Origin of the sequence: Asanoa sp. NPDC050611, assembly GCF_040654855.1 — a bacterium.
In the GTDB taxonomy this organism is placed as follows: Bacteria; Actinomycetota; Actinomycetes; order Mycobacteriales; family Micromonosporaceae; genus Asanoa.
Genome location: NZ_JBFAIU010000212.1, coordinates 1 through 13,070, shown reverse-complemented (window position 1 = coordinate 13,070; position 13,070 = coordinate 1). Strand labels below are relative to the sequence as shown.

Sequence of the window (13,070 nt, the reverse complement as noted above, 5' to 3'; positions counted from 1 at the left end):
GCCATGAGCACCACGGGCGACCTGGTCGGCATCGACGCTACGCTCGTGCGGCTCGACGACTCAGGGGTTGCCTTCCGCCTCGGGCCTCGTGCCTTCCGCCTCGGGCCTCGTGCCTTCCGCCTCGGGCCTCGTGCCTTCCGCCTCGGGCCTCGTGCCTTCCGCCTCCGGCCTCGCGCCGCTGTCCCCCCGCCTCGTCCGTCCCGGCGCCGCGACGCGCTCTCGATCCGTTCTTTCCTGCGCTGTCGTCGCCGGCTGCGATCGTGGTTGGGCCTTGCGTCGTTGCCGGCCGTATCCCGCGCGGCGTTCGTCGACCGGGCTTGCCGGGCGTACACGGTGAGGTTGTGGTTTGTGATCTGACTGGGTGGGCGGGTGGATGGGCGCCGGCAGGTTGTCGGTGGCGCGGAATAGTCTTTGGCACGTGACTAAGACAGCCGCCTTTGACGCGGAGACGGAGCTTGGGCGCAAGCGGCGGGCTCGCCGGATGGGGCGCATTCTGGCCGAGACGCATCCGGATGCGCATTGCGAGCTTGATTTTCGCAACCCGCTGGAGCTGGCGGTGGCGACGATCTTGTCCGCGCAGGCGACCGACAAGAAGGTCAACGAGGTCACGCCCAAGGTGTTCGCGCAGTATCCGACGGCGGCTGACTACGCGGCGGCTGACCGGGCCGAGCTCGAGGTCACGCTCAAGCCGACCGGGTTCTTCCGCAACAAGACCGACTCCGTGATGAAGCTGGGTCAGCAGCTCGTGGAGCGGTTCGACGGCGAGGTGCCGGGCAACCTGCCCGACCTGGTGAGCCTGCCGGGCATCGGGCGCAAGACGGCCAACGTCATCCTCGGCAACGCCTTCGGGGTGCCGGGCATCACCGTCGACACGCATTTTCAGCGGCTGGTCGGGCGGTGGCGGTGGACCGCCGAGACCGACCCGGTCAAGATCGAGCACGCGATCGGTGCCATGTTCGACAAGCGTGACTGGACCATGCTGTCGCACCGCGTGATCTTCCACGGGCGGCGGGTCTGTCACGCCCGTAAGCCCGCCTGTGGGGCCTGCACCCTCGCGAAGCTATGCCCCTCCTACGGCACCGGGCCCACCGATCCGGTGCAGGCGGCCAAACTCCTCAAGGGGCCGCGGGCGGCTCAGCTCGCCGAGGCCGTCGGGGTCGACCCCTCCGTCGTCCCACAGCAGGCGTTCGCGGCGGACGTACCGTGAAGCGTTACCTTCCGCTGTTCGTCCTGCTGGTCGCCGGTTTGCTCGCCGGCGTCGGGGTGCGGTCCTGCTCCAACCGGTCCTCGTCCGACGGGGCCACCGGAGAGCCGGTCGGGTCCGCGGCGGCGCCGACGGTCTCGTTCGCCGACTGCCGCACATTGACCCGGCCGCCGAAGGAGTCGTCCGACGCCAAGCCAGCGCCTGCGGCAACCGACATCGCGTTGCCGGCCGCCGAGTTGTCCTGCTTCGGCGGAGGCAACCTCCGGCTCGCCGACGTCCGCGGGCCTGCGGTGATCAATCTTTGGGGCTCCTGGTGTACGCCCTGCCGCGAAGAGCTGCCCGCCGTCAACGCCGTGGCGCAGCGCACCACCGGCCTCGTGCACTTCCTCGGGGTCGACACGCGCGACAAGCGCTCCGACGGCGAGGCGATGGTCAGCGAGTTCGGGCTGACCTACGCGACGGTGTTCGACGACGGCGAGCGGGCCCGCATCGGGCTCAAGCTGGCCGGCATCCCGGCGACCCTGTTCGTCGACTCGGCGGGCAAAGTGGTCTACCTCTACAACGGCGCGCCGCTCGACGAGGCGGGCCTCACCGAGCTGGTCCAGCGGCACCTCGGGGTGGCGGTCCCGGTTGGCTGAGGCGCGACGCGGTTCGGAGCGGGACGGGATCTGGGTCAACGGGGGCGCACCGAAGGACGCGCCGCGGCTGTTCCCCGGGGTTGGCGCCGCCCTGCCCGACGGCGTAGGCGCCCGCCGCCGGCCCGACGACGCCGGCGAGCTGGCGCTGCCCGACTGGTTCGCGCCGCTGCTGACCCGCCTGCACGGGGCGCGGGCCGAGGACTTCACCCGCCTGCCGACCCCGGAACAAGCCGGCCGCGACAGCGCGGTGCTGGTGCTGCTGGGCGAGGAAGAAGATGGTGGCCCGGACATCCTGATGCTGCAGCGGGCAGCAACGCTGCGCAACCACGCCGGCCAGCCGGCCTTCCCGGGCGGCGTGGCCGACCCGGGCGACGTCGACCCGGCGGCGACCGCGCTCCGCGAGGCGGACGAAGAGGTCGGCCTCGACCCACGCAGCGTCACCCTGCTGGCCGAGCTGCCCCGACTGTGGATCCCGGCGACCAACTTCGTGGTGACGCCGGTACTCGCCTGGTGGCACCGCCCCCATCCGGTGTCCGCCCGCGACCCGGGCGAGGTGGCACACGTGGCGCGGCTGCCGGTGGCGGAGCTGGCCGATCCGGCTAACCGTCTACGGCTGCGGCATCCGAGTGGGTGGATCGGGCCTGCCTTCGAGGTGCGGGGGATGTTGGTCTGGGGGTTCACGGCTGGGGTGGTGTCGACGTTGCTCGACATGGCGGGCTGGTCGCGGCCGTGGCCGCAGGACCGGATCGGCGAGCTGCCGCCGACGACCCCGCCGCCCGCGTCGTCAGCGGACGCTGACGAGTCCGTCTGACGGACCGCCGCACCCGTCATGTAGCGGCGGACTTCGGGCTAAAGCAGCCGGCTTCGGCTCGTTCATGGGTTGCGGTTTGCCCGCGTCAACGGATTGGCGGGTGGGCTACTTATGGGTTGCGGTTTGCCCGCGTCGTCGGGTCCGCGTGTTGGCTGGCTCATTGGTTGCGGTTTACCGGCGTCGTCGGGCCCGCGGGTTGGCTCGTTCCTGGGCTGCGGTTCGCCTGCGTCGATCGATCCGCGGTTGGCTCGTTGCGGGTCGAGGTGCTGTCTGGCCGGCGGAGGCGAGGCCAACGGTCCGCGACGCGCTCCTAGGTCGTGGGCGGCGTTCCACCCGCCACCCGCGAGCCATCGCCAGGCGGGCATCGGCCTCGGTGGCTCTTCGCAGTCGGCTCGAACGATTCGACGCCGTTCTGCATCGGCGCAGATCCGACTTATCCGTCCGCAGCCTGGGCGTCCGTGTTCGACCGTCTCGCGGCCCATGAATGGGCACTTGAGTGTCGCGCGGTTGACGCGGGGGTGGCCGGACGCCCGTACCCTGTCAGGGTGTCCGCCGTCGACCTTGTCCTGGTTCTGCTCATGGTCGTGTTTGCGATCAGCGGCTACCGGCAGGGGTTCGTGATCGGTGCCCTGTCGTTCTGCGGGTTCTTCGGCGGTGCCCTGATCGGGCTTCAGGTCGGGCCGCTCGTGGCCCAACAATTCGCTGACGGCGCGCTTCGCGTCGTCATTTCTTTGGTCGCGATCTTCGGGCTCGCGGTGCTCGGGCAGGCGCTCACCGGATGGGTCGGCGCTCACCTCCGGCATGCGATCACCAGCCGGGCGGGCCGCCGGGTCGATGACGCGGGCGGCGCGGTCATCTCGATGCTGGCCGTGCTGATCGTCGCCTGGCTCGTGGCGGTGCCGCTCGGTTCGTCGTCGGTGCCGTGGCTGGCCGCCTCGGTGCGCAACAGCGCACTGCTCGACGGCGTCGACAAGGTGCTCCCGGAGCAGGCGCAGACCTTGTCGGAGTCGTTGCGGGACACCGTCGACACCCGCGGCTTCCCGGACGTGTTCGGCGGCCTGACCGCGACCCGGGCCCGCGAGGTGGCCGCGCCCGATCCGGCCCTCGCCGGCTCCCCGGTCGTGATCAACTCGCGGAAGTCGGTGGTCAAGGTGCTCGGGTCCGCCCAGAGCTGCGGGCGGCGGATCGAGGGCTCAGGATTCGTGTACGCGCCGCAGCGCGTCATGACCAACGCCCACGTGGTGGCCGGCACCGACCGGGTGCAGGTCGAGGTCAACGGCGACCGCGAGAGCGGCCGGGTGGTCGTCTACGACCCGGAACGGGACCTCGCGGTCATCTACGTGCCCGACCTGGACGCCCCGGTGATGCCGTTCGCCCGCAACAACGCCCGCGCCGAGGCCGACGCGATCGTGCTGGGATACCCGCTGGACGGTCCCTACAACGCGCAGTCCGCCCGCATCCGGGACGTCGGCAAGATCACGGGGCCGGACATCTACGAGTCGAGCGAGGTCACCCGGGAGATCTACACGATCCGGGCACTGGTCCGCAGCGGCAACTCCGGGGGCCCCCTCATCACCCCGAACGGCGTGGTCCTGGGCGTCATCTTCGCGGCGGCGGCGGACGACCGGAACACAGGTTTCGCGGTGACGGCCGACGAGGCATCCACGGTGGCCACGGCCGGCGCCGAACGCACCCGCGCCACAGCCACCGGCGAGTGCGTCTAACCGCAGCCCGGAGCCTTCGCGCGCGGAGGTGACGTTGACCCGCCAGCGTCGTGCGAGTCGAGCACCGCGAGCCGGTGTTCACGGATGCCCGGCCGCGCTCGGTCACGGCAGCACTCGCCTGTTCGGGCCGGGGCCAGCCGCCGATTGTATTGACCACGGTGTCGCAGGGTCGGGCGCGCGGCAGTCGGACGGGGTGTGCAGCCGCCGCCCGCAGGTCCGAGCCGACAACCCGGCTTGCGATACTCCGCCGATGGACCAACGGGTGGGTGAGGCTGCGGGGCGGCAGGTCGAATGGGCGCTGCGTGCCGCGACCCCGGCGGATGTCCACGCCGTCGCCGAGTTGCGGGCTGTAGTCATGCGGGCTGACCTCGAGCGGCTCGGCCGGTTCGACGAGCAACGGGTCCGGCAGCGCCTGCGGGACGAATTCGAGCCGCACCACACCAAGATCGTCCTAGCCGACGGTGAGTTCGCCGGATGCGTCGCCATGCGGCCGGACAGCGACGGATGGTGGCTCGAGCACTTCTATCTCGACCCCGGCATCCAGGGCCGCGGCATAGGGTCGGCCGTCCTGGCGACGGTGCTCGACCAAGCTGACCCCGCCCCCGTGAGGCTCAACGTCCTCCAAGGGAGCGCCGCGCAGCGGCTCTATGAGCGGCACGGGTTCGTCGTCGAGGCTCAGGATCCGATCGACGTCTTCATGGTCCGGGCGCGCTAGGTCCGGAACGGCGGTCCGCGGCGGGAGCGTCTCGCCAGCGGGACCGTCGCCGGGTGGCGGGAGAAGAGGATCACGCAGACTACGCCCGCGGCCAGGACGATCATGGCGATCGCTGTCGCTATCCGCCAGCCCAGGGGGTTTGTCTCGTGGGCCGGGGTGGCCGAGCGTTGGGCCGCCGAGCCCGAGGCGCCCGCCGGGCCCTGGGTCGGGTTCTGGGCCAGTGCGCCGCCGCCCGTCACCGAGTCGGTGCCGCGTCCCGGGGCCGGGCCGAAGCCCGCCTTGCCCGGCGACCTGTTGTCGTCGAGCGGGTTGCGGGTCACCGGCGACAGCTGGGTGGTCAGCGCCGCCAGCGGGTCGACCCGGCCGAAGCCGTAGGTGTCGTCGCGGCCCGGGGCGCCCAGGTCGTCGGCCGTCGTGATCAGGCGGTTGACCACCTCGCCCGCCGGCATCGAGGGCCAGCGGGAGCGGACCAGGGCCGCGGCGGCCGAGACCAGGGGAGCCGCGAAGCTCGTGCCGCGGACCCGCCAGAAGCCGCCGGTCTTCGCGCCCACGAGGTCGGTCGCGGGCGCCGTCAGCACCGTCGCGCTGCCCGTGATCGAGCCGTTCCAGAGGACGTCCGTCTCCTTCTCCAGGCCCGCGACGGCGATCACGCCGGGCTCGCGGGCCGGGTACCAGACGTTCGTCGTCGCCTGCGGCAGCACGTTGCCCGTGCAGGCGACCACGACCACGTCGCGGGCGAAGGCGTAGTCGAGGGCCGCGGCCAGGGCCGGGCTGGTGCCCGAGCCGCCCAGGGAGAGGTTGATGACCTTGGCGCCGCTGTCGACGGCCCAGCGGACCGCGCGGGCCACGATCATCGCGTCGTTGTAGCGGTTGTCGGCGTCCAGGACGCGTACCGGCAGGATCTTGGCGTTGGGGGCCAGGCCCATGACGCCGTTGTCGTCGTCCGAGCGGCCCGCGATCAGGCCCGCGACCGTGGTGCCGTGGCCGACCGGGTCCGTGTGGCCGTCGCCGCCCTCCGGCTTGACCAGGTCCTTGCCCGGGAGCACCTGGCCCGCCAGGTCTTCGTGGCTGGCGTCGACGCCCGAGTCGATCACCGCGACCACGACGCCGGCGCCGGTCGAGTAGCGCCAGGCGTTGCTGGCCCGCAACTCCGTGAGCTGCCACTGCTCGTCGCGGACGGAGTCGCTGGGTATCGGGAGGGTCGCGGTCGCCAAAGCCGCTTCGCCGCCGGCAGTCGCGGCGCTGTGGGCAGGGGGTATCGGCAGCGGCGCGACGGACAGGGCCATCACCGCCGTCATGGCGACCAGCGCCGCCCCGCCTAGCCGTGGGACGGCGCTCCGGCGCTGGTGCGTCAGCCTCGTCACCCTCACGGCCTTCTCACCCCGGGAGTTCCTGTGCGTGGAGGTTACCCCGACCTCCCGCCCGTGCGGGACACAGAATGTGCGATCAGTTCGCCATCTTCCGAGGTGGAGCCCGGTTGACCTCGTACGTGTGCGTAGCGTGATCCGTCGATCGCTCACCCGCCCGGGTCAGGGTGCGGGCAGGTGGGCGAGCTGGACCAGGCGCGTGCCCTCCTTCCGGGTGACCAGGCGACCGCGCCCGGCGGGTAGCGGGCCCGGGCGGACGGGGCCGACGAGCGGACCCTCGTCGGGATCGCCCGACATCACCAGGCCGGCCGCCGCCAGCTCGCGGAGGCGCTGGATGATCGGGTCGTAGAGGGACCGGGCGGCGCCGCCGGTGCGCCGGGTCAGCACCAGGTGCAGGCCGATGTCCCGGGCCTGCGGCAGGAACTCCGCCAACGCCCGCAGCGGGTTGAGCGGCGCGGCGGCGACCAGGTCGTAGTCGTCGACCAGCACGAAGAGCTCGGGCCCCGTCCACCACGAGCGCGCACGCAGCTGCTCCGGCGTGACGTCGGGCGGCGGCAGGCGGCGGCGCATGTAGCCGGCCACCGAGTCGATCAGCTCCTCGGTGTCGGTCGCGGCCGTGCCGTAGCCGATCAGGTGGTCGGTCCGCACGGCGCCGAGCAGGCTGCGCCGGTAGTCGACCACGATCACGCGGGCCTCGTCCGGCTCGAAGCGCTGCGTGACGGTGGTGGCCAGGGCGCGCAGGAACGACGACTTGCCGCACTCGGTGTCGCCGAACAGCACGAAGTGCGGGTCCGCCGCGAAGTCGACCGCGACCGGGCCCAGGTCGGACTCCGCGATGCCGATCGGCAGGGTCAGCCCGGTCGTCGCGGTCAGATCGAGCAAGGTGTACGGCACAGCCGCCGGCAGCAGGCGCACGGGCGGCGCTCCCGGCCCCGCCCACGCGGCCGCCACCGCCTTCTCCAGCGGCACGTCCCCGGCCAGCGCCGGCCGCAGGGTGAGCAGCTGCAACCCCTCGCTGGTGATCCCGCGGCCCGGGGAGTCGGCCGGCACGTCGGCGGCCGCCTTGCGGGACACCATCGAGTCACTCGGGTCGCCCAGGCGCAGCTCGAGACGGGCCGCGAACAGATCCCGCGTCGCCGGCCGGAAGTCGAGCCAGCGGGTGGCCGAGGCCAGGACATGCACGCGGTACGCCAGCCCCCGCCCGGCCAGGTCGGCGACCAGCGGCTCGAGGTCGTCGAACTCGCCGCGCAGGGTCGACCAGCCGTCGACGACCAGGAAGACGTGCGGCTGCGCGCCGGCCGAGCCGCGCTCCCGCTCCGCGAGCAGTGTGGTCAGCTCACCGACGGTCCGCCGGACCGCGGCCGCCTCCTGCCGGCCCGCCACCCCGCCGACGTGCGGCAGGTCGCGCAGCGCGGCGAGGCTGCCACCGCCGAAGTCGAGGCAGTAGAACCGCGCCTCGGCCGGGGTGTGCGCCAGCGCAAGGCCGCAGACCAGCGTGCGCAACGCCGTCGACTTGCCGCTGCGCGGCGCACCGACCACGGCGACGTGACCGGCGGCGCCGTCGAGTGCGTACCAGAGCAGGTCCCGGCGCTGGTCGAACGGCCGGTCGACCACCGCGACCGGCACCTGCAGCGCGCCGTGCAGCTCCGGGTTGGCGAACATCAGCCCACGCCCCGGCACGGCGACGGGTGGCCCCAGCACCTCGTCGAACGTCGCCGGCTCGGCCAGCGGCGGCAACCACACCTGATGGGCCGGCGGCCCCTGCCCGGCGATCCGCTCGACCAGCGCGTCGAGCAGGCTCGGCCCGCTCGCGACCGGAGCCGCCACGGCCGGCGCCACCCGATCGGTGGTGAACGGCAGGACCGGCGGACCGGCCCGCCGCGCGGAGCCGGCCCGCGGCACCGGGCCTGACACGTAAGCGACCCGGAACCGGCGCAGCGGCTCCGTGCCCGCCTTGAGGAACGCGTGCCCCGGCGCCCGGGGCAGCTCGTAGGCGTCGGGCACGCCGAGCACGGCCCGCGACTCGAACGGCGAGAACGTACGCAGCCCGATCCGGTAGGACAGGTGCGTGTCGAGCCCGCGCAACCGCCCCTCCTCGAGCCGCTGCGACGCCAGCAGCAGGTGCACGCCGAGCGACCGGCCCAACCGCCCGATCTGGACGAACAGGTCGATGAAGTCGGGCTTGGCGGAAAGCAGCTCGGAGAACTCGTCACAGACGATGAGCAGCGACGGCAGCGGAGCCAGCGGCGCACCGCCCGCCCGGGCCCGCTCGTAGTCGCGCCGGCTCGCGAAGTTGCCCGCCCGGCGCAGCAGCTCCTGGCGGCGTACGAGCTCACCGTTGATCGCATCGACCATGCGGTCGACCAGCGGCAGCTCGTCGGCCAGGTTGGTGATCACCGCGCTGGTGTGCGGCAGCGCGTCGAGCGACGCGAACGTCGCACCGCCCTTGAAGTCGACCAGCACGACGTTGAGCTCGGCGGAGGAGTGCGTCGCCGCGAGACCGAGGACCAGCGTCCGCAGCAGCTCGGACTTGCCGGAACCGGTCGCGCCGACCAGCAGGCCGTGCGGCCCCATGCCGTCGAGCGCCGACTCCTTGAGGTCGAGCTCGACCGGGCTGCCGTCCGTGGCCACCCCGATCGGCACCCGCAACTGGTCACGCTGCGGCCGCGCCGCCCACCCCTCCGCCACCGAGTAGCCGTCGGGCTCCGGCACGCGCAACAGATCGAGCAGGCCGAGGTCGGCCGGCAACACCGCACCGGACCCTCCGGACAGCCGCAGCGGTGCCAGCGCCCGCGCCACCCCCTCGGCGGACGTGACGTCGAGCCCGTCGGCGACGCCGACGACCGCGACCCCGGCGGCCGTCGTGGTCTCCAGAGTGCCGTCAGGGTGACGGGTGAGCACCACCGTCGCCGGATCCAGGACGCGCGGCGGCGTCCCGTCGACCTCGACCACGGTCACCCCGTCGACGACCTCGCCCCCGGTGAGCCGGGTCGCACCCGCGCGGTCGGCGGCATCCAGCACGACGTCCACGTGCGGCCCGTCGAAGTCGAGCAGCCGCTCCACCTCGGCCACCGTGCCGGCCACCAGGCGCACCGGGCCGAGCGCGTCGACCCGCCCGGGATGCCGGGCATGCGGCAGCCACTTGACCCACTCCCACTCGGCCCGCCGCGCCGGCCCGGCCGCGACCGCCACGACCAGGTCGTCGGGTGCGTGGAACACCGCGAGTTGGATCAGCAGCGCGCGGACCAGCGCCGGTGAGCCGCGCACGTGCACCCGCGCGAAGCCGCGCATCGACAACGCCACCGGCAGATCAGGCACGACGGAGTACGCGTCCAGAAAGCGCCGCAGCGCCTCGGCCGTCATCGGCTCCAGGTCCTCGGGTGGCCGGGTCACCGGCGGCACCAGCGGCGTCGCCAACGACTGCGGCCCGAGGCCGACCCGCACCACGGCGAAGTCGCTGTCAGCCGGCCGGCGCTCCCATAGTCGATGGCTCTCGACGGTCGACCACAACCGGGACGGATCGGGATGCCGATAGAACAGCCCGGCCCGCTGCCGCGCCACCGTCGCCCGAGCCTGCCGGCGCAGCAGCGACAAATGCCGCAGATAGTCACGCCGCGCCGCGACCAGCTCGGCCTTGCGCGGCCCGCCGTAGCCCCAGGACGTCGCCAGCATCGCCAGCGAGGAGATGCCGAACATCCCGCCGACCACATAGGCGAACGCACCGCCGCCCCGGCCCATCAGCATCGCCATCGCCACACCGCCGCCGAGCATCGGGAGCAGCAACATCAGCTGTTGCCACCGGCCACCGGCCTGCGCCGGCAGTTCCGGCGGTGGCTCGACGCGCAGCTCACCACCGGGGATCTCGGGCGCGGGCCGGCGCGGCGGCCGGCGTACCACCACCGTCGACATGCGACCTCCCACTGCGTTGCGCGACACGAGCGTCGCTCATGGTAGGGAATCGCGGCCGTGGATGGATGGCCGAAAGGGGGTCATGTGGATAACCCGCCGAGGCGGTAGTTTCGGCAACCTCCCCGGCTCCCGTGACGGAGGTCACATCGATGCACACCGGTCTCGCCCTGGTCACCGTCAACGCGCCCCAGCGGCGGGTCGACATCGCGCTGCCGCCGGACGTACCCCTGGCCGATCTGCTGTCCGAGATCTTGCGCAACGCGGGCGTCGGGCTCGCCGACGACGGCGAGGCCCACGGCGGTTGGGTCCTGCGCCGCCCGGACGGTGCGGCGCTCGACGCTGGTGCGACGCTGCACGACCAGGGTGTACGCGACGGCGACGTGCTGCACCTCGTCCCCGCTCGGCAGGAGTGGCCGGAGGTGGAGTTCGACGACGTCGTCGAGGCGATCGCCGACGGTGCCCGCCGCCGCGGCTCGGCGTGGTCGCAGCGGGAGACGGTGATCGCCGCCCTGGCTGCGGCCGGCGCGGTGCTCGCCGTCGCGCTGGTGATGCTGCTGCGCGCCGGCCCCGACTCGATCGCGGCGATGCTGACGACCCTCGGCGTCGCGGCCAGCCTCACGGTCGCCGGCATCCTCGCGGCGCGGGCCTACAGCCACCGCGCCGCCGGGGTCGCGCTGGGCGCCTACTCGTTGCCCTGTGCCTTCGCGGCCGGCGCCCTGCTCCTCGCGAGCGGCGGCGACCCGGTCGGCCCCGTGCCCGGCCTGCGCTGGCTCGGCGCGCCCGAGCTGCTGCTCGGCTCCGCGGCCCTGGCCCTGCACGGCGTGCTCGGCATCATCGGTGTCGGCGCGGGCCGGCGGATCTTCACGGCGGCGGTGCTGACCGGCCTGCTGGGCGTCGGCACGGCGGCGGTGGGCTTCGGCCTGACCGCGCACGGCGCGGCCGCGGTGCTCCTCGCCGTCCTGGTCTGCGGGGTCGGGCTGCTGCCGCTGCTCGCCATCCGGCTGGCCCGCCTGCCGATCCCGCCGGTGACGCCGGCCGGCGCCGACCCGGACCGGCCCGACCACGCCCGCGTCCAGGCGGCCGTGACCCGCGCCGAGGAGTTGCTCGGCGGGCTGCTGATCGGCCACGCGGTGCTCGCAGCGGTTGCGGCAACCGTGCTCGCGACGACCGGCGGCGCCTGGGGTCGCACCCTGGCCGGGGTGTGCGGCGTGGCGCTGCTGCTTCGCTCCCGGGTGTTCTTCACGGTCCGCCAGCGGGTTCCGCTGCTGGTCGCCGGCGCCGCGGCGCTGGCCGCGGTCGCCCTGGCCGTCGCCGACCGCCCGGACACCACGACCACCGTCCTGGCCGGCGCGCTCGGCCTGGGCGCGGCGGTGCTGTTCACCACGGCCGGCATCGGGTACGCCCGCCGCCCGGCCGGCCCCTACCTCGGCCGCACCGCCGACCTCCTCGACACGGCGCTGCTGGTCGCGGTCATCCCGGTGGCCTGCGCGGTCCTTGGCTTGTTCGCCCAGGCCCGCACGCTCGTCGACTGACTAGTAGGTGCCCGCCGCCTTGGCGTCCTCGGCGCGCTGGTAGGAGGCGAGGATCTCCGCCTCCGCGTCGGCGCGGCCGACCCAGGTCGCGCCTTCGACCGACTTGCCGGGCTCGAGGTCCTTGTAGACCTCGAAGAAGTGCTGGATCTCCAGACGGTCGAACTCGCCGACGTGGTGGATGTCGCGCAGGTGCTCCTGGCGGGGGTCTTCGAACGGAACGCAGAGGACCTTGTCGTCGCCGCCCTTTTCGTCCTTCATCCGGAACATTCCGATGGCGCGGCAGCGGATCAGGCAGCCGGGAAACGTCGGCTCGGTGACCAGGACCAGCGCGTCGAGGGGGTCGCCGTCCTCGCCTAGGGTGTCCTCGATGAAGCCGTAGTCGGCGGGGTACTGCGTCGATGTGAAGAGCGTCCGGTCGAGGCGGATGCGGCCGGTCTTATGGTCGACCTCATACTTGTTGCGATTCCCCTTGGGAATCTCAACGGTGACGTCGAAATCCATTTCACGCTCCTTGCAAACCGCGTTGGCCCCCTGCGAACGCACGGACGCAAGTAGTGTCGCGTAGGCCGGGCGCCGAAGGGAGGAGGGGCGGGTGGGGGAAGACTCACAACCGCGTCCCGCGCGCGGGCAAGCCCGCGTGCCAGGCGTCGCACCGTCGCCCCCGCCAACGGATGCCAACCTACACCCCGGCGGTGCCGCACCCACTCCTTACTCCCCGGTGCCACCGCCGCCCGGACCGTTCCCGCCGGCCGGTCCGGCCCGCGCCGCAGCACCAATATCCCCACCGATCCCACCGGTACGCGGGACCGCGAACCGGCCGCACCACGGCAGCGCCCGGGTCGGCCCGCCGCCGTCCTCCCCGGCACCCCACGGCGCCCCGATCCCGTTAGGACCGCCGAACCCGCCGCGCACCAGCCCATCGACCAGCCCACCACCATGGGGCGGCCCACCCAGCGGCCCGCGAACCGGCCCACCGAGCGGCCCGCGAACCGGCCCGCCCAACGGCCCACCGCTCGGCCCACCCAACGGCCCACCACCCGGCGGCCCGCCGCCGTACGGCCGCACCCCCGACCCCGCCGGCCCACCCCCCCCCCGCCAACGCCCCCCCATACCCCAACGGTTTGGCCCCCACCGCCATCAGGGTCAGGTCGTCGTGTCCGCCCGGTTCGT

The 13,070-nt window shown here is 73.3% G+C and carries 9 protein-coding genes; 6 read left to right on the top strand and 3 right to left on the bottom strand.

Features of this window, described 5'->3' with window-relative positions; all coding sequences use genetic code 11:
• The first annotated feature begins 481 nt into the window (after window positions 1-481).
• The 5 genes from nth to AB0H87_RS27380 all read left to right on the top strand — a co-directional run bounded on the left by nth (window position 482) and on the right by AB0H87_RS27380 (window position 5,092).
• The gene (nth, locus tag AB0H87_RS27400) at window positions 482-1,207 is read left to right on the top strand and encodes an endonuclease III (RefSeq protein WP_360151507.1); all 726 of its coding nucleotides are present in this window, start codon (window positions 482-484) and stop codon (window positions 1,205-1,207) included.
• The gene (locus AB0H87_RS27395) at window positions 1,204-1,842 is read left to right on the top strand and encodes a TlpA disulfide reductase family protein (protein ID WP_360151498.1); all 639 of its coding nucleotides are present in this window, start codon (window positions 1,204-1,206) and stop codon (window positions 1,840-1,842) included. Before nth ends, AB0H87_RS27395 begins: the two co-directional genes overlap by 4 nt.
• Before the next feature lie 139 nt (window positions 1,843-1,981).
• Window positions 1,982-2,653: a CoA pyrophosphatase gene (locus AB0H87_RS27390; protein ID WP_360151504.1), complete on the top strand. Its 672-nt coding sequence runs from the start codon at window positions 1,982-1,984 to the stop codon at window positions 2,651-2,653.
• Between the two features lie 545 nt (window positions 2,654-3,198).
• Window positions 3,199-4,377 (top strand): MarP family serine protease, encoded by a 1,179-nt coding sequence (locus AB0H87_RS27385; protein ID WP_360151495.1) that lies wholly within the window; start codon window positions 3,199-3,201, stop codon window positions 4,375-4,377.
• Between the two features lie 250 nt (window positions 4,378-4,627).
• Window positions 4,628-5,092 (top strand): GNAT family N-acetyltransferase, encoded by a 465-nt coding sequence (locus AB0H87_RS27380; RefSeq protein WP_360151492.1) that lies wholly within the window; start codon window positions 4,628-4,630, stop codon window positions 5,090-5,092.
• Here the strand turns inward: AB0H87_RS27380 and mycP are convergent.
• On the bottom strand, window positions 5,089-6,378 hold the full coding sequence (gene mycP, locus AB0H87_RS27375) for a type VII secretion-associated serine protease mycosin (protein ID WP_360151501.1): 1,290 nt from the start codon (window positions 6,376-6,378) through the stop codon (window positions 5,089-5,091). The genes AB0H87_RS27380 and mycP overlap by 4 nt on opposite strands.
• A gap of 243 nt (window positions 6,379-6,621) precedes the next feature.
• Window positions 6,622-10,368 carry a type VII secretion protein EccCa gene (gene eccCa / locus AB0H87_RS27370; RefSeq protein ID WP_360151489.1) on the bottom strand — a complete coding sequence of 1,249 codons (3,747 nt, stop codon included), beginning with the start codon at window positions 10,366-10,368 and terminating at the stop codon, window positions 6,622-6,624.
• 149 nt (window positions 10,369-10,517) lie between these two features.
• Between eccCa and eccD the strand changes: the two genes are divergently transcribed.
• Window positions 10,518-11,900, top strand: a complete 1,383-nt coding sequence (eccD, locus tag AB0H87_RS27365) for a type VII secretion integral membrane protein EccD (protein WP_360151486.1) — start codon at window positions 10,518-10,520, stop codon at window positions 11,898-11,900.
• Here eccD and AB0H87_RS27360 read toward each other — a convergent pair whose 3' ends face one another.
• On the bottom strand, window positions 11,901-12,401 hold the full coding sequence (locus AB0H87_RS27360; protein ID WP_360151483.1) for an inorganic diphosphatase: 501 nt from the start codon (window positions 12,399-12,401) through the stop codon (window positions 11,901-11,903). It abuts the gene before it with no gap.
• Window positions 12,402-13,070: the final 669 nt, after the last annotated feature.

Excerpts from the sequence above, each read along its gene's own strand:
- nth (WP_360151507.1), top strand. The coding sequence starts at position 482 with ATGGGGCGCATTCTGGCCGAGACGCATCCGGATGCGCATTGCGAGCTT.
- AB0H87_RS27380 (WP_360151492.1), top strand. The coding sequence starts at position 4,628 with ATGGACCAACGGGTGGGTGAGGCTGCGGGGCGGCAGGTCGAATGGGCG.
- mycP (WP_360151501.1), bottom strand. The coding sequence starts at position 6,378 with ATGGCCCTGTCCGTCGCGCCGCTGCCGATACCCCCTGCCCACAGCGCC.
- eccCa (WP_360151489.1), bottom strand. The coding sequence starts at position 10,368 with ATGTCGACGGTGGTGGTACGCCGGCCGCCGCGCCGGCCCGCGCCCGAG.
- eccD (WP_360151486.1), top strand. The coding sequence starts at position 10,518 with ATGCACACCGGTCTCGCCCTGGTCACCGTCAACGCGCCCCAGCGGCGG.
- AB0H87_RS27360 (WP_360151483.1), bottom strand. The coding sequence starts at position 12,401 with ATGGATTTCGACGTCACCGTTGAGATTCCCAAGGGGAATCGCAACAAG.